Annotated in this window: 16 protein-coding genes; 14 read left to right on the top strand and 2 right to left on the bottom strand. The window is 46.2% G+C overall.

The features are described from left to right. The first annotated feature begins 27 nt into the window (after positions 1 to 27). The 9 genes from ACZ43M_RS14145 (at position 28) to ACZ43M_RS14105 (ending at position 9,027) form a co-directional block, all read left to right on the top strand. A complete protein-coding gene (locus tag ACZ43M_RS14145) occupies positions 28 to 813 on the top strand; it encodes an enoyl-CoA hydratase/isomerase family protein (protein ID WP_464503205.1) in 786 nt (261 codons plus the stop codon). 148 nt (positions 814 to 961) lie between these two features. Beyond that, the gene (locus tag ACZ43M_RS14140; protein WP_464503204.1) at positions 962 to 1,180 is read left to right on the top strand and encodes an acyl-CoA carboxylase biotin carboxyl carrier protein subunit; all 219 of its coding nucleotides are present in this window, start codon (positions 962 to 964) and stop codon (positions 1,178 to 1,180) included. Between the two features lie 18 nt (positions 1,181 to 1,198). Beyond that, complete coding sequence (locus tag ACZ43M_RS14135; RefSeq protein WP_464503203.1) at positions 1,199 to 2,563, top strand: acyclic terpene utilization AtuA family protein; 1,365 nt, start codon at positions 1,199 to 1,201, stop codon at positions 2,561 to 2,563. Between the two features lie 2 nt (positions 2,564 to 2,565). Continuing rightward, a complete protein-coding gene (locus tag ACZ43M_RS14130; RefSeq protein ID WP_464503202.1) occupies positions 2,566 to 2,916 on the top strand; it encodes an AtuA-related protein in 351 nt (116 codons plus the stop codon). A 7-nt stretch (positions 2,917 to 2,923) separates the two neighbouring features. After that, a complete protein-coding gene (locus ACZ43M_RS14125) occupies positions 2,924 to 4,072 on the top strand; it encodes an acyl-CoA dehydrogenase family protein (RefSeq protein WP_464503201.1) in 1,149 nt (382 codons plus the stop codon). Positions 4,073 to 4,300: 228 nt separating this feature from the next. Further along, the gene (locus ACZ43M_RS14120) at positions 4,301 to 5,491 is read left to right on the top strand and encodes an acyl-CoA dehydrogenase family protein (RefSeq protein ID WP_464503200.1); all 1,191 of its coding nucleotides are present in this window, start codon (positions 4,301 to 4,303) and stop codon (positions 5,489 to 5,491) included. A 25-nt stretch (positions 5,492 to 5,516) separates the two neighbouring features. Continuing rightward, the gene (locus ACZ43M_RS14115) at positions 5,517 to 7,046 is read left to right on the top strand and encodes an acyl-CoA carboxylase subunit beta (protein WP_464503199.1); all 1,530 of its coding nucleotides are present in this window, start codon (positions 5,517 to 5,519) and stop codon (positions 7,044 to 7,046) included. Positions 7,047 to 7,070: 24 nt separating this feature from the next. Then, positions 7,071 to 8,600 (top strand): acyl-CoA synthetase, encoded by a 1,530-nt coding sequence (locus tag ACZ43M_RS14110; RefSeq protein WP_464503198.1) that lies wholly within the window; start codon positions 7,071 to 7,073, stop codon positions 8,598 to 8,600. After that, the gene (locus tag ACZ43M_RS14105; protein WP_464503197.1) at positions 8,590 to 9,027 is read left to right on the top strand and encodes a MaoC/PaaZ C-terminal domain-containing protein; all 438 of its coding nucleotides are present in this window, start codon (positions 8,590 to 8,592) and stop codon (positions 9,025 to 9,027) included. The genes ACZ43M_RS14110 and ACZ43M_RS14105 overlap by 11 nt, the downstream gene beginning before the upstream one ends. Positions 9,028 to 9,072: 45 nt before the next feature. On the opposite strand, the gene ACZ43M_RS14100 is transcribed toward ACZ43M_RS14105, so the two are convergent. Next, positions 9,073 to 9,900 (bottom strand): GNAT family N-acetyltransferase, encoded by an 828-nt coding sequence (locus ACZ43M_RS14100; protein WP_464503196.1) that lies wholly within the window; start codon positions 9,898 to 9,900, stop codon positions 9,073 to 9,075. A 139-nt stretch (positions 9,901 to 10,039) separates the two neighbouring features. Between ACZ43M_RS14100 and ACZ43M_RS14095 the strand changes: the two genes are divergently transcribed. The 4 genes from ACZ43M_RS14095 (at position 10,040) to ACZ43M_RS14080 (ending at position 14,378) form a co-directional block, all read left to right on the top strand. Further along, positions 10,040 to 10,990, top strand: coding sequence for a ribose-phosphate diphosphokinase (locus tag ACZ43M_RS14095; RefSeq protein WP_464503195.1), 951 nt, complete (start codon positions 10,040 to 10,042; stop codon positions 10,988 to 10,990). Positions 10,991 to 11,176: 186 nt separating this feature from the next. Continuing rightward, positions 11,177 to 12,415, top strand: a complete 1,239-nt coding sequence (gene sstT, locus ACZ43M_RS14090; protein WP_464503194.1) for a serine/threonine transporter SstT — start codon at positions 11,177 to 11,179, stop codon at positions 12,413 to 12,415. A gap of 209 nt (positions 12,416 to 12,624) precedes the next feature. Continuing rightward, on the top strand, positions 12,625 to 12,819 hold the full coding sequence (locus ACZ43M_RS14085; protein ID WP_464508025.1) for an AMP-binding enzyme: 195 nt from the start codon (positions 12,625 to 12,627) through the stop codon (positions 12,817 to 12,819). Continuing rightward, a complete protein-coding gene (locus tag ACZ43M_RS14080; protein ID WP_464503193.1) occupies positions 12,816 to 14,378 on the top strand; it encodes an acyl-CoA carboxylase subunit beta in 1,563 nt (520 codons plus the stop codon). The genes ACZ43M_RS14085 and ACZ43M_RS14080 overlap by 4 nt, the downstream gene beginning before the upstream one ends. A 53-nt stretch (positions 14,379 to 14,431) precedes the next feature. Here the strand turns inward: ACZ43M_RS14080 and ACZ43M_RS14075 are convergent, their stop codons facing one another. Next, entirely contained in the window at positions 14,432 to 14,683 is a 252-nt protein-coding gene (locus ACZ43M_RS14075) for a hypothetical protein (RefSeq protein ID WP_464503192.1), read from the bottom strand. Between the two features lie 201 nt (positions 14,684 to 14,884). On the opposite strand from ACZ43M_RS14075, the gene ACZ43M_RS14070 reads away from it, so the two are divergent. Next, on the top strand, positions 14,885 to 16,159 hold the full coding sequence (locus ACZ43M_RS14070) for a S8 family peptidase (protein WP_464503191.1): 1,275 nt from the start codon (positions 14,885 to 14,887) through the stop codon (positions 16,157 to 16,159). Positions 16,160 to 16,176 lie beyond the last annotated feature (17 nt).

Here is a 16,176-nt window from a genome sequence, read left to right as displayed (position 1 = left end):
AGAAAGCTATTGAAAGAGGTGAGCTATGTGACGTATGAATCAATTATCTATGAGGAAATGGATGCAATCGCCAAAATAACGTTGAACCTTCCGGAAATGAGAAATCCGCTAACGGAAACTTCGACGAAGGAGCTTATTTCGGCGATCAGGGCAGCGGACGAAAATCAGAGTATCCATGCCATCATCCTTACTGGCGCCGGCACAGCCTTTTCTGCCGGGGGTAATTTAAATGAATTTAAAAAGAATCTCGAAAAAACAGCACCTGAGTTATATTTTGAAGGACACGAGAGTACAGAATTGTTTAAGTTAGGGGCGGAGGTAAGTACACCTTTGATCGCAAGTGTGAACGGGCCTGCCTTGGGCGGCGGTACCGGCCTTGTGGCCATGTGCCATCTTGCTATTGCTTCTGCAGAAGCGAAGCTCGGTTTAACAGAGTTACGATTGGGACTTGTTCCGTTTGTGATCATGCCGTGGGTTCGCCGGGCTGTAGGGGGCCGGAAGATGATGGAAATGATGCTGACGGCAGAGATGTATTCGGCACAGCAGGCGAAAGAATTGGGCCTTGTTCATCGGGTTGTCCCTGCGGAAGACCTGGAAAGTGAAACGTTAAAGCTGGCACGTCTGGTTGCAAGCTTTAGTCCGCTTGCCGTTAAGCTCAGTTTGGATGCGTTTTTTACAACTGAAGGGATGGACTTGATGAAGTCATTTGACTACTTAACGAACCTACGACTTGTTTCGTTTATGAGTGAGGATTTGAAGGAAGGTGCCTCAGCTTTCCTTGAAAAAAGGAAGCCGAATTGGACGGGGAAATAAACTATATTTTGATTCGCGGATAGAATGGAGAAATTCGCGGATTGATTAGTTGAATTCGCGGATTAAAGACCAAAATTTGCGGATTAAACATTCAAATCCGCTGATTGAAAGTAACTTTACACTAAGGTCACGAAAGGAGTTCATGTAAATGACGGAAATTTTGTCAGTAATGTCCGGAAATGTGTGGAAAGTGGAGGTTAAAGAGAATGATGTCGTGAAGGAAGGGGACGTCCTCGTTATCTTGGAATCGATGAAGATGGAAATCCCGATTGAATCGACGCACGACGGTGTGATTGTGGAAATTAACACGGCAGAAGGCGAGTTCGTCCAGGAAGGTGACGTTCTGATCAAGCTGAAAACACAATAAAGGAAGGAGAATCTTGTCATGAGAACGGTACGAATCGGCGCGGCACAAGGCTTTTACGGCGACAGTATTGAGGCAGCCGTTGCCACGGCGGCAAAAGGGAATGTTCAATATCTCTGTTTTGATGCACTGGCAGAACTAACGATGGCCATCCTCGTCAAAGACAAACGGAAAAATGAGCAGGCAGGCTATACAAAAGATTTGCACCTGCAGATGAAGGCCCTCCTTCCGTTTGTAAAAGAAAAAGGGATTAAACTGCTAACCAATGGCGGCGGCATCAATGCCCTTGGCGCTCAGCAGGAGATATTGCGGGTTGCCCGCGAACTGGGCATGACCGGCTTAAAGGTTGCGGTTGTAACAGGGGACAATGTCTTGGACCGAATCCCGGAATTTCTTGAAAAAGGGTACCCCCTCAACCATCTCGATACAGGAGAAGGGGTAAATGGGGTTCAAGACCGACTCCAATTTGCCAATGCTTATATTGGCGCACGGCCGATTGTCGAAGCACTTCGGGCGGGTGCAGATATTGTTGTCACTGGAAGGACAACCGATACTGCCCAGTTTTTAGCACCATTAATTTATGAATATGACTGGAAGGAAGACGAATGGGATAAGCTCGCGAGCGGTATTTTTATGGGCCATTTGCTCGAGTGTTCTGCGCAATCCACCGGCGGCAATTTTAGCGGCAATTGGCAGGAGATTGAGGGCTTTGACAGGATGGGCTATCCGATTGCCGAGGTTTCGGAACATGGGGAATTTACCATTAGCAAAGTAGAGGACCAGGGCGGCCTCGTCACGGTTGATATTGTTAAAGAGCAAATGCTCTACGAAATCCATGATCCTTCTGCTTACATTACCCCGGATGTCATTGTCGATTTAACTGGCGTTCATTTAGAAAATACTGGACCTAATCAGGTCACAGTGACGGGTGTAAGGGGAAAACCGCGAACTGATTCGCTTAAAGTTGTTATGGGGTATGAGGATGGATATGCTGCTCAGGTGGTTGTCGGGTTTTCTTGGCCGGACGCCCTGCAAAAGGCAAAAAAGGTCGACGAAATTATCCGTAAACAGCTTGAGCGCTACCGCTGGAACTATGAGGAGGTCCGTACGGATTATATCGGATATAACTCGTTAAGCGGCCCATTAGCGTTTGAACCTCAGCAAGACTTAAATGAAGTGTATTTACGAATGGCGGTCAAGGCAAAGACGAAACAGGAAGCGGCACGCTTCAGCCGGCTCTTCCCGCCGCTAGCCTTGAACGGGCCCCCGACGATGAGCGGATTTACTGGGAATTCCTCCCCGAGAGCACTGCTCGGGATGTGGTCGACGTTGATCCCGAGGGATGAGGTTGAAAGTCATGTAAAAGTAGAAGTGCTGGAGGTGTAAGCATGGCAATTGTCAAACTGAAGGATATCGCACAAACACGAGCAGGGGATAAGGGCAATATGGTGAACATCGGTGTGTTTGCTCTGAACCCTGAAATCTATCAAACATTTTTGGAAAAATTAACGGCGGAACGCGTTAAGGATCATTTCACGGGTCTTGTCCAAGGAGAAGTAACTCGCTACGAACTGCCCAATATCCTGGCACTAAACTTTGTTTGCAAGGAAGCATTAGAGGGCGGCGGCTCGGCTTCGCTTAGGCTTGATAACCTTGGCAAGTGCTTTGGGGCCAATTTAATGCGCTTGGAAATCGAAGTGGATGATTCTGTAATAGCGGAAACTAAGAAAATGAGGTGAACAAAGTATGCCCTACCAACCGTATTTTACTGAAGAACATGACCAGCTCCGAAAGATGATTCGTAAATTCGTAGAAAATGAGATTGCCCCGTTTGTAGATGAATGGGAAGAAGAAGGTGAGTTCCCGCGCTCCCTTTTCACTAGAATGGGGGAACTCGGTTTGCTCGGTTTGCATTATCCGGGGGAGGTCGGCGGTCAAGGCGGAGATTACTTTTCCGGGTTGATTCTTGCCGAAGAAATGAACCGATGCGGCTGCGGCGGTGTCCCGATGGCGATTGCTGTTCAAACTGATATGGCCACACCGCCTATCTTTAAGTTTGGCACGAAGGACCAGCATGAACGTTTTCTCAAACCGGCACTACGGGGTGAAAAAATTGCTGCCATCGGAATTACCGAACCAAACAATGGCTCGGATGTGATGGGCATTCAAACTCGGGCTAGCCGTGAGGGCGACGAGTGGGTCATTAATGGCACGAAGACCTTTATCACCAATGGGACTCGAGCCGATTTCGTAACGTTGGTCACGAGGACATCTGATGATCCTGGACCAAAAGGGATTTCCCTGTTCCTTGTCGAAACGAGTAGCCCCAGATTTTCTGTCGGCAAAAAGCTCGATAAGGTCGGCATGCGTTCTTCTGATACGGCTGAGTTGATTTTTGACAATGTTCGGGTTCCCCACGAAAACCTGCTTGGTGAAGAGGGTAAGGGTTTTTATCAAATCATGTGGCAGCTGCAGGGCGAGCGGATGATTGGTGCTGCAGGAGCAATCGGTGGTGCCGAGCGTTCTTACGAGTTGGCTTTAAACTATGCCAAAACTAGAATCGCATTTAACCAGCCTATCGGCAATTTTCAAGTGATTGCCCACCTGCTGGCGGAAATGAAAACGCAAATTGAGGCATGCCGGGAATTGACCTACGCAACGGCGTATCGGTTCTCTAAGGGCGAGGTTCCGTCCAAGGAAATTTCGATAACCAAACTAGCCGCTGTGCAAATGGCGCACTGGGTCGCCGACCGCGCGCTGCAGATTTTCGGCGGTAATGGTTACATGGCCGAATATCCAATTGAACGGGCCTGGCGGGACAGCCGGCTGGCGAGAATTGGCGGCGGAACGGACGAGATTATGAAGGAGATCATCGCTAAGCAGATGGGGTTATAAAAATCGTCGTTTTTCTTTGAAAAGGTGTTTGCGAAATAAACTTGAATTTTCGCGAAAACTGAACTGGATTTGGCGAAATCGACCTCGAATTCGGCGAAATAACGTCCAAGTTCGGCGAAATAACGTCCAAGTTCGGCGAAATAGTTCCCGAGTTTGGCGAATAACCGTCCAAGTTCGGCGAATATCACTACCTCAGCAAAACAAAAATTACAAAAAAGGAGGGTTCTTATGGGGCACTGGATCTTTACAGAGGAACATGACATGTTCAGGAAAAGTGTACGCGCGTTTGTAGAAAAAGAAATCGTCCCAAACATCGAACAATGGGAAAAAGACGGCGAGACACCAAGGAGTCTATATAAACGGATGGGGGAGCTCGGATTCCTAGGGATTAAATTTCCGGAGGAATATGGCGGGAGCGGCCTCGACGTCATCATGGAAGCGGTATTTACCGAAGAGCTTTCCAGATGCGGCGCAGGCGGTGTCGGTGCGGCCATCGGCTCACATACGACGATCGCCATGACCAATATATGGCGTTACGGAAACCATGAGCAAAAGCTTAAGTACCTCGTTCCTGGTATCAAGGGGGATGCCATCTCCGCACTGGCCGTTACTGAGCCGGGCGGCGGGTCGGACGTTGCGGCCATTAAGACTACCGCCAAAAAGGACGGAGACTTCTATGTCCTGAACGGCTCGAAGACGTTCATCACAAACGGAGTTAATGCCGACTACGTTATCATTGCCGCAAAAACTGCAGAGGGTCCACAGCATCGCAACATCAGTTTATTTATCATCGACACTGATTCAGAGGGCTATTCTGTAGGAAAAAGCCTGAAGAAATTAGGCTGGCGGTCGTCGGATACAGGAGAACTCTTTTTCGATAATGTCATTGTTCCGAAAGAAAACCTGATTGGCCGGGAGAATGATGGATTTCTGTACATTATGAAAAATTTCCAATATGAGCGCCTCACATTGGCATTGGGCTGCATCGGTGCCGCGGAAAAAGCATTGGAGCTTACCATACAATACAGTAAAGAAAGAATCCAGTTCAACAAACCATTATCGGAGTTTCAAGTGCTGCGCCATAAGATGGTCGATATGGCCGTGGACATTGAAAAAGCACGGAACCTGACCTATAGGGCTCTTTACCTGTATAACCAAGGCGAGAACTGTATTACAGAGGCGACGATGGCGAAGGCACTCGCCAGCGAAATGCTGAATCGCGTTTGCGACCAGGCCGTACAAATTCATGGCGGCAATGGCTATATGATGGAATATCCAATTCAACGGCTTTGGCGTGATGCCCGGATCCAAACGATTGGCGGCGGGACAACCCAAATTATGAATGAAATCCTCACCAAACAGCTGGGAATTCTGACACCAATGGAAGCCCCGGCTGAGAAGAAAACTTCGCAATCTTAAAAACTAGTCAAGAGGGGGCAATAAAATGGAACGTGAACGAAAACTTCTAGCAGAGCGTGAAATGATTTATCAGGGCGGACCCGATCACGACAAAATTAAAAAAATAGGAAAATTATTTGTCCGCGATCGCTTAAGGCTCTATTTTGATGATGAGCAGCCCTACTATGAAACTGGCTTGTTTGCCAACGCCACCAAAGAAAAACTGCCGGCGGACGGGGTGGTTACCGGGACCGGAAAAATTAATGAGCGGCTTGTGTTTTTCATGGCCAGCGATTATACGGTCAAGGCCGGTTCCATTGGTAAATACCATGGCGAAAAAATCCTGCGGATTCAAGAGGCGGCGATTCGCGGCAGACGGCCGATTGTCTACATGATCGATTCCTCGGGCGGGAGGATTGATGAAGCTGGCGGCTATCATGTGGAGAAATATTCAGGGGGCAAGATTTGGTACAACCACAGCATGCTTTCCGGACGGGTCCCGCAAATCGCCGTTCTTTACGGGCCATGTTTCGCGGGAACAGCTTATATGCCGGTGTTTTCCGATTTTGTCATTATGGTCGATAAGATTTCCGGGATGGCGATCGCCTCGCCAAGGATGGTGCAAATGGCGACCGGCCAGCAGGTCGATGTCGAGGAACTCGGCGGGGCCGTGATGCACGCCACTAAAAGCGGATCAGCTGACTTTGTTGCAAAATCGGAAGAGGAAGCGGCCGGTATTGTCAAAAAACTATTAACCTACCTGCCGGACCACTTTGACGGGAAGCTGCCGGAGTATCCAGCGGTGCCGCCAAAACGGGATCCAGCAGGAATTGACGATATCATTCCCGCTGAGCCAAATCGAGCCTATGATGTTCGCAAATTAATAGAATCAGTCGTTGATGGCGATAGTTTCCTAGAGGTAAAAGCCAATTATGCGAAGGAGTTGGTGACCGGGTTTGCACGGCTAAATGGAAAAACGGTTGGCGTAGTGGCGAACCAGCCGCTTTACAAAGGCGGGGCGATTTTTCCAGAGTCGTCGGATAAAGGGGCAAAATTTGTCTGGACCTGTGACGCCTATAATATCCCGCTCCTTTATTTATGTGATACGCCAGGATTTATGGTCGGGACGAAGGTGGAGCAGGAGGGGATTCTTCGGAAAGGGCGGAACTTCATTTTCGCCAGTTCGACAGCCAATGTACCAAAAATGTGCGTGATTGTCCGCAAGGCCTACGGTGCCGGTATTTATGCGATGGCAGGCCCGGCATATGAACCTGATACGACGATTGCCCTGCCGTCAGCGGAAATTGCTATCATGGGACCGGAGGCAGCGGTCAATGCGGTGTATTATAACAAAATTAAAGCGGTATCAGACCCTGAAGAACGAGCAGCCCTCGTTCAAAAACTGCGCGAGGAATACCGGGCCAGCTATGACATTATCAAGCTATCAGGGGAGCTAGTCGTGGATGATTTGGTCATACCAAGTGAGTTGCGCCAAGAGTTGATTCGCCGTTATGAAACGTTTGAAAATAAAGATTTCCCACTTCCGGCAAAAAAACATTCAACAATTTTAAGCTAATATTTTTCGATAGGGGTGTTGTGGATGGTTCAGGGGATTGGCAGTTGGCTGATCAAACATTGCAAGGTGCGGCCAGACCGGCTGGCGGTTGTTTATAATGAGAAACGATTTACGTATGCACAATTTAATGAACGGGTTAATCGGTTGTCCCACGCCCTGCTTGGATTAGGGGTCCGAAAGGGAGACCGCGTTAATGCCCTGCTGCTAAACACGAATGAAATGCTCGAAGCGGTTTTTGCCTGCGCCAAAATTGGCGCCATCTTTGTGCCAATCAATTTCCGCTTGAGTGTGGATGAAGTTCTTTATATTGTCAATGATTCGAGAGCCTATCATTTCATTTATGATTTTCGGATGAGGCCGCTGGTTGATCAGCTGCGTACAAAAGAATCATCATTACTGCAATACATTCATGTCGGGAACCAGCCACACGAGGACGACCTAACCTATGAAAATTTACTAGAGAACGCGTCACCTGAGGAGCCGGGCTTCGAGATTGGTCCCGATGACATTCATTTAATGATGTACACATCCGGGACAACCGGCAGGCCAAAAGGTGCAATGTTAAGCCACGGAAATACTCAATGGAATGCGATTAACTTTATTCATAACACCCGTGTCGATTATACCGACATTACCTTGGCCGCAGCGCCGATGTTCCATATTGGCGGGATGAGCGTGTTCACCTTGCCGTTGGTTTATAAGGGCGGGGCCAATATTTTAATTGACGCCTTTGACCCTGTAAAGGTACTGCAAAAAATCAATGATGAACAGGTGACGTCATTATTCCTTGTTCCGGCGATGTGGCAAGCGTTAATGAGTGTTCCAAATTTTGAATCGTATGATATTTCTTCACTCCAATTTGCCGTTTCCGGTGGAGCCCCGTGTCCAATAACAGTGATTGAATTTTTCCAAAAGCGAGACATACCATTTTACGAAGGCTTCGGCCTGACGGAAACCGCCCCGTTTGTAAGTATTTTGGATAAAGACAATACTATCCGTAAAAACGGTTCGGTTGGGAAAGAACCAATGCATACGACGGTCCGGATCGTCGACCCGCTTGACCGTGACGTAAGGCCTGGAGAAGTAGGCGAACTGATTGTCAATGGTCCGAATGTGATGGTTGGTTATTGGAATAAGCCGGAGGAAACGAAAGAGGCCATTAAAAACGGCTGGTTCTATACCGGCGACTTGGCCAAATTTGACAACGAAGGGTTCATTTATATTGTCGACCGTAAGAAAGACATGATTATTACCGGCGGAGAGAACGTTTATCCGATTGAAGTCGAGCAGGTATTGTACCGCCATCCAAATATTCGGGAGGCTGCGATCATCGGCTATCCGGATGAAAAGTGGGGGGAATCCATTAGGGCAGTAGTCGCGTTAAAGGATCCTGGCCAAGCGCTGACTATTGAGGATCTCCAGGGATACCTTGATGGTAAAATTGCCAGGTTTAAAATGCCAAAGCAGGTGGATATTGTCGAGGCACTGCCGCGGAACGCAACTGGGAAAATTTTAAAAACGGTGCTAAGGAAGGGTGATAGTAGTGTACGATAAGTACTTTGAATACTTCGAAAAAGGTGAGAAATGGCAGTCGCGGGGGCGGACGATTACCGAGACCGACCTCGTTATGTTTTCGGCATTGACTGGTGACTATTATCCGCTGCACACCGATATCGAATTTGCCAAGAAGTCCTTTTTTGGGCAGAGGATCGCCCATGGCATGCTGGTTCTTTCGTTCGGGGTGGGTTTGACAAAAATGGAACCCGGCATCGTGATTGCTAACTACGGAATTGACAAATTGCGGTTTATTCAACCCGTGTTTATCAACGACACAATACATGTTGAACTCGAAGTGATTGACCTCGAGGACAAAGGAAATGGAACTGGCGTTGTGACCGTAAAACAATCCACCGTCAAGCAAACTGGCGAGGCCTGCATCGTGGGGATATCAAAGGCTTTGATAAAAAAAGAGAAAATATAAAGATACGATAAAAAACGGGTAGTTCACATAGAACCACCCGTTTTTTTACAAGTTATACTGATAATAGTCCTGTGAATGATAGCTTCTAAACCCGCACGATTCGTAAAGTCTTAACGCATGAGCATTCTTAGCCTCTACCTCAAGAAAAATCGACTGGCCTTTTTTGTGCTCCATCATGACTACTTTCGATAAGGCTTTGCGGCCGATTCCCTTACCTTGGAGTTCAGGAAATACAGCAAATCCGTAAATCCACGATTCACCATCTGACGGCGAAACCCGCATTTTACCAGCTAGTTTTCCATCTGCTTCAATAATCAGCATTTCTTCAGTCCGAGAATCCCTCAGCGCCCTTTCGAACTCACGTGCATCCTCTTCTTTAAAACCGAACGCTAACACTTCAAGCTCAATTTCAGCTTCGAAATCTTCAGGAGAAACAGACTGTCTAACGATGATAGATGAATCTTCGTTTAACTCATGCGGCTGCCATTTCATTTGATATTCCGCCACATAAAACTCACAAGGAATATTTTTTAAAAACTCCTTAGCCGAGTTTGATCCAGTTGGTGCATTTAACAGAATTTTTTCTGCACCTTGTTTCTTTGATTCCTCAACTCCTGCTTCCAGCAATTTTGTAAAAATTCCTTTGCGGCGGTAATCCGGATGAACCATTCCACAAATTTCTACCTTGCTGCCGAATCCATAACAGCCTAGAAATCCAACAAGTTGTCCATCTTCATAATGAAAGAAGTCTTCTTTTCGGTTATCAGACCTGTTTGCCAGCATATCATCATTCAGCTTCAGCTGAAACCCACCGTGTTTCTCACAAATCTCTTGAAGAGACTTTATGTCATTTAGTTCTTTCTTTGTCAGCATTTGTCCACCCCATTTAAAATTCTTTATTAATTTTCTACTCCAATAGTGGTAAATCCTGCTTTTTATACCGTTAGGATTATAAAAATTTTGTCAAATAAGATATAATAGTGTTCGAATACATATTCATGGAGGCAAAACAGTGTCCTATCAACTTAAAAATGGTTTTAAAATGTTTACTTTAAATTCAAACCCTGAGCTGGCCAAAGAGATGGCAAAGTTGTTGGGCTGCGAACTGGGGAAATGCTCAGTCAAACAATTTAGTGATGGTGAAGTTCAAATATCCATCGAGGAAAGTGTTCGAGGAAGCGAGGTTTTCCTTGTACAATCCACTTCGCATCCAAACAATGAACATATAATGGAACTTCTGATCATGATTGATGCGTTAAAAAGAGCATCAGCACAAACGATTAATGTTGTGATACCGTACTTTAGTTATGCGCGCCAAGACCGAAAAGCTCGTTCGCGCGAGCCGATAACTGCCAAACTCATCGCGAACCTTTTGGAAGCAACAGGGGCCCATCGAGTTCTTACCCTGGACTTTCACGCACCACAAACCCAAGGATTTTTTGACATACCTGTGGAACATTTAACTGGGATTCCGATTCTTGCGGAGTATTTTGAGAAGAAAGCGCTGGAGGATGTGGTCGTTGTCGCACCTCATAATGGCGGCGTTGTAAGGGCACGAAAATTGGCTAAGGTGCTAAATGCGCCAATCGCACTGATTGACCGTCGCCGTCCGGAGCACGATGAATCCGAGATCATGCACATTATTGGCAATATCGAAGGGAAAAATTGCATTATTGTCGATGATTTGATTGATACTGCAGGTACTATTACATCAGGTGCTGCCGCCTTATTGGAAAAGGGCGCTAAATCTGTATATGCTTGCTGTACGCATCCGGTTCTTTCAGGTCCAGCTATCAGCAGAATACAGTCATCTGTCCTCAAGGAATTAGTGGTCACGAACACGATTTCACTGCCGGAAGAATATCCAGGCGGAAAGATTAGGGTATTATCAGTGGCACCATTGCTAGTTGAAGCCATTGACAGGGTTCATAATGAGAAAGCCGTAAGCCCGTTATTTGAATAACATAGGATGATCCACCTAGTGACGTTAGGTGGATTTTTATTATAAAGGGGAAGTGTTAGAATATTTGTTATATTTAAATATTAATAATAATATTGTGATATATTTAAATATTCTTTATAATACAACTACCAAGCAATTATAGTTTTATAGATCGAAATTTTACTATCATCAAACGGGAGGTCTACTATGAATATGCTATTGAAAAGATGGAATCAAATTAGCCTAGTCAAACAGATAGCGATTGGTTTGATTATCGGGATTATCTTGGCTGTGAGTGTTCCGTCAGCAGCCCAACCATTGGTGATTTTCGGTTCTTTGTTTGTTGGCGCATTAAAAGCGGTTGCCCCAATTTTAGTGCTCTTCCTGGTTATGTCAGCGATAGCTCAGCATAAGAACGGTCACCAAACGAATATGAAATCGATTATTTCCCTATATCTTTTAGGTACCTTTTTAGCAGGTTTAATCGCTGTTGTTGTCAGCTTTATGTTCCCTGTTGGTTTAACACTGGCAAAAGGCGCAGATGATGTAACAGCACCTGGTGGTGTTGTCGAAGTGCTCAAAACGTTACTGCTTAACGTTGTCGACAATCCTGTTAAAGCAATTTACAATGCCAACTATATCGGGATTCTAACGTGGGCGATTGTCCTTGGATTTGCATTAAGAAATGCTCCTGATACGACAAAAACATTGATCTCCAATTTTTCCGATGCAGTTTCTAAAGTCGTAACCTGGGTGATCAAATTTGCTCCGCTTGGGATTATGGGTCTGGTAACTGAATCCATTACCACCAATGGACTAGAGTCGCTGCTAAGCTATGGCAAATTATTAGTGGTGTTGATTGGCTGCATGCTGTTTGTTGCTCTGGTCGTCAATCCCATTATTGTTTACACACAAATCCGTCAAAACCCTTATCCGCTGGTATTAATGTGTTTAAGAGAAAGCGGAATTACAGCTTTCTTTACCAGAAGCTCTGCGGCGAACATTCCGGTTAATATGAAATTATGTGAAAAATTGCGTTTGGATAAAGATTCCTACTCCGTTTCGATTCCATTAGGCGCAACGATTAATATGGCCGGGGCTGCGGTTACGATTTCTGTCCTCACACTGGCAGCGGTTCATACACTTGGTATAGAAGTCGATATCCCAACAGCCATCATCCTAAGTGTTTTGTCAGCAGTCTGTGCTTGCGGTGCTTCAGGGGTTGCCGGCGGTTCGTTACTGTTAATCCCACTTGCCGCAAGTCTTTTTGGAATCCCGAATGATGTTGCGATGCAAATAGTAGGCGTAGGGTTTATCATTGGCGTGTTACAGGATTCCTTTGAAACTGCGCTTAACTCATCAACAGACGTATTATTTACTGCAGCTGCTGAGTTTAAAAAGTGGCGCAAGGACGGTAAAAAGATTGAAATTAAGAAAGCTGCATAATGAAATTTGAAAAGTGCCAGTCATGCTTCCGTTTTATGAGGAGGAGTGACTGGCACTTTTTGTTTTAGAAAATACTCGTATCTTGTCTGATTTTGTAATATTCAGACTATTTTCTTGTTTATTGTAGGCTTGTTCTATAAAATTATCTTGTACATGACAAGTTTAGGACAATTTTAGAATAGAAGAGGAGGCTTTAGTATGCAGGAACTATTACAAAAAAGCTAAAACCTGATTATACCGGCAGGATTTCTGAGGAAGAAATGGTTCAATGGGCAAAGGGGAAAATGGCTGCCTACAAGTATCCGAGATTTGTAGAGTTTATTGACAAGCTGCCAGCAACAAGCTCTGGTAAAGTGTTGAGAAGGCTGTTGAAAGAGCCACAGGGAAAGGAAGTAAACCAGTGATTGATCAAGACAAGAACATTGTCAAAGAAGCAGTAAATGATTTATTGCAACGAAAAGAACGCGCCAAGTTAAATGGGGGTCTAGAAAAAATCAAGCGCCAGCATGATGCTGGATATTATACAGCAAGGGAAAGGATTGACCTCTTGGTTGACCCTGATTCCTTTATGGAACTAGGGATGCTCAATCATTCTGATATGGTTGGCTCGGAGGATAAAAGTGCCGGCGATGGCTTGATCGTTGGACTTGCCAAGGTGGATGGCAGGCCGATTGTGGTCCAGGCAGGTGACAAAACGGTGTTTGCTGGAACTGAGGGTGCGGTCCATATGCGCAAGGCCGTTTCGATTCATCAATATGCGCTGAAACGCGGGCTGCCGATGTTCTACCTGCATGAAGGCGGGGGCTTGAGAATGCCGGATGGGATGGGTTCCGATGGCATTAGCGATAAACTTTTTCCCAATGAGATGTTAACGCACAGCAGGCAGGTGCCTTCAATTACAAGCATTCTTGGTGATAGTTTTGGCGGTCCGACCTGGACGGCAGTGTCATCCGATTTCGTCATCCAGTTAAAGGGAACATGTATGGCGGTCGCTGGGCCAAGAATGATTGAGATGGCCACAGGGCAGCAGATTTCTAACGAGGAGCTTGGGGGTTGGAAAGTCCATGCCCATCAAACCGGGCAGGCCGATGCTTTCGGAGAAACTGAGGAAGAGTGTATCGCTCAAATGAAGGAATATTTCAGTTATATGCCGTTGAATGCAACAGAGGAGCCGCCGTTTAAGGAAACAGGTGACGATCCTTATCGCAGGGTTGACTCCGTGCTTGATATTTTACCGAATAAAGCGAACCGGGCTTATAATATGAAAAAAATCATCACTGAAATTGTGGATGACAGGCAATTTTTTGAATATAAGGAGTGGTACGGCCCGGCACTTATCACTGTTTTCGCTAGATTAAATGGCAGAGTTGTCGGGATTGTTGCCAATCAGCCGATCAAATACGCGGGGGCACCAGGCGTGCAAGAATGTGAAAAAGCGACGGATTTCATTTGCCTCTGTGATTCGTTCCATATTCCACTGGTCTTCCTTCATGATACGCCTGGATTCCGAATCAGCAATGAGGCTGAAAAGTTGAAAATCCCATCTAAAATAATGGTGTGGAATCAGGCGTTGGCGCAATCAACCGTACCGAAAATTTCAGTTGTCATCCGGAAAAGCATTGGCGCCGCTTACGGAAATATGTGCGGCCCGACCATGGGGGCGGATTTCGTTGTCGCCTGGCCGACAGCAGAAATTAATTTTACCGGCCCGGAAGTGGGAATTAATGTTGTTTACGGGCGCCAGCTGCAAGGAGTTGATAATGCAAAAGAGGTGCGCAAGGAGCTCCTGGAAAAATGGGCATTCGACAGCTCGCCTTACAAAGCGGCAGCTAAGCACCTTATTGATGATGTGATTGACCCAAGAGATACTCGGAAATTTTTATGTAAAGCCTTAGAGTTTGCTGTAGTGAAAAACGGATCGAAGAGTGAACGTCGGTTGGCGAATTGGCCAACCGGGTTTTAACGAGGTTTTTCAAGAAAGCCCTCAATTTAGTTATTGAGGGCTATCTCTATTTTTTACCAAAAGAAAAACGGTGAAGCAAAACCGAAAGCAAAAAACGGAACGAAGACTGGCGGTCTGAAAAATGGTCTTGGACCGAAGAAACCAAAGCCATACCCGCTGCTTGGACTGTGAGTTGTTAATTCTTCAATCTCAAGCCCGTCTTTTTTGACATCTGCCACCCGGCCAACGACAAGTTCACCATCTTCATTGCGATACTGGATCATTTGCCCCTTTAACTTAATGGCACGTTGATAATTTAACTCCATAAAGAAGGCCTCCCTTAAACTGGACTTGCTATAGAATATGAAGGTTGTCCCCGTTGTGTATAGGCAATTGATGGCAAATACTCTGTTAAAAATTTTCCCAACTCACTGCCCTAAAATTGGAATCATGTATCGACGAATTCCTAATAAACTCAATATTGCGGCATAGCTGCCGTTAAATAAAGAAATGAGAGGGGCAGGAGAATGAAAAAGGGTAAGAGGATTGGGGCAGCAGTAACAGGTTTTATTATGGGGGTGTCGTTGTTCGCAACTGGAGCATTCGGTCAAACTCAAACAGCGAATCCGAACGAAACGTATCGGGTTGTCATACAAGGACCAAGTTCGAAAATAGCAACAGCCAAGCAAAACTTTGGGACGCGTTGGGATTTTGGGGCAGAGGGGTTCACCACCACCGTAAATGCCAAGCAATATCAGGCATTATTGAATAACAAAAATATAACGATTGAAAAGGTTCCTGAGGTTCATTTAGATTCTAGAGAAAATCAGTCAAATGGCAAGGCAGGGGCAACCGCAGTTAGCTCGCTTCCATCAGACCGAACTCCTTGGGGAATCCAGGCCATTTATAATGATCCGAATGTGGCCAGTACATCTGGAGGAGCGGGAATTAAGGTAGCAGTTTTGGACACGGGTGTTTATATTAATCACTATGATTTGGTCGGCAGCGGCGAACAATGTAAAGATTTTACCCAAACAACATCATCAATGGTGAATGGGACTTGTACAGACCGAAACGGACATGGAACCCATGTGGCCGGGACGGCTCTGGCTCACGGCGCTTCTGATGGGTTAGGAATCTATGGGGTAGCACCACAGGCGAAACTATGGGCATATAAAGTTTTAAATGACCAAGGTTCAGGCTATTCCGATGATATTGCCGGGGCGATTCGCCACGTAGCTGATGAAGCGGCAAGAACTGGTTCTAAAGTGGTCATAAACATGTCGCTTGGTTCCAACTCCAAAGATACGATGATTGCCAGCGCCGTTGATTATGCATACAGCAAAGGTGTGCTCGTTGTGGCAGCAGCTGGTAATGACGGATATGCCAGCGGCAGTATTGATTATCCAGGTGCGTTGAAAAATGCCGTAGCCGTAGCCGCGTTGGAAAATGTTCAGCAAAACGGCACCTACCGTGTTGCGAATTACTCATCACGTGGTAACTCGGCGACAGATGCTGATTATGTCATACAGGAACGAGATGTGGAACTTTCCGCACCAGGCAGCAGCATTCAATCGACCTGGTACGATGGTAACTACAACACCATCAGCGGCACTTCAATGGCTACTCCCCACGTAGCAGGCTTGGCCGCAAAAATCTGGTCTTCCAATTTAGGATGGAGCAACACCCAGCTTCGTGCCGAGCTGCAACGCCGTGCCAAATTATATGACATAAAAGGCGGCTATGGTGCCGCTACAGGTGATGACTACGCCTCAGGATTTGGATTTGCGCGGGTAAAATAAAGGGTTTATTATGCCAA

The sequence above is a fragment of the Neobacillus sp. B24 genome (assembly GCF_055381825.1).
Note: the sequence above shows the minus strand (reverse complement) of the source record. Positions and strands in the feature narration are given on the sequence as shown.

Coding starts and splice junctions, on each gene's coding strand:
- ACZ43M_RS14110 (WP_464503198.1), top strand. CDS start 7,071: ATGGTTCAGGGGATTGGCAGTTGGCTGATCAAACATTGCAAGGTGCGG.
- ACZ43M_RS14070 (WP_464503191.1), top strand. CDS start 14,885: ATGAAAAAGGGTAAGAGGATTGGGGCAGCAGTAACAGGTTTTATTATG.
- ACZ43M_RS14120 (WP_464503200.1), top strand. CDS start 4,301: ATGGGGCACTGGATCTTTACAGAGGAACATGACATGTTCAGGAAAAGT.
- sstT (WP_464503194.1), top strand. CDS start 11,177: ATGAATATGCTATTGAAAAGATGGAATCAAATTAGCCTAGTCAAACAG.
- ACZ43M_RS14100 (WP_464503196.1), bottom strand. CDS start 9,900: ATGCTGACAAAGAAAGAACTAAATGACATAAAGTCTCTTCAAGAGATT.
- ACZ43M_RS14115 (WP_464503199.1), top strand. CDS start 5,517: ATGGAACGTGAACGAAAACTTCTAGCAGAGCGTGAAATGATTTATCAG.
- ACZ43M_RS14140 (WP_464503204.1), top strand. CDS start 962: ATGACGGAAATTTTGTCAGTAATGTCCGGAAATGTGTGGAAAGTGGAG.
- ACZ43M_RS14130 (WP_464503202.1), top strand. CDS start 2,566: ATGGCAATTGTCAAACTGAAGGATATCGCACAAACACGAGCAGGGGAT.
- ACZ43M_RS14075 (WP_464503192.1), bottom strand. CDS start 14,683: ATGGAGTTAAATTATCAACGTGCCATTAAGTTAAAGGGGCAAATGATC.
- ACZ43M_RS14125 (WP_464503201.1), top strand. CDS start 2,924: ATGCCCTACCAACCGTATTTTACTGAAGAACATGACCAGCTCCGAAAG.
- ACZ43M_RS14135 (WP_464503203.1), top strand. CDS start 1,199: ATGAGAACGGTACGAATCGGCGCGGCACAAGGCTTTTACGGCGACAGT.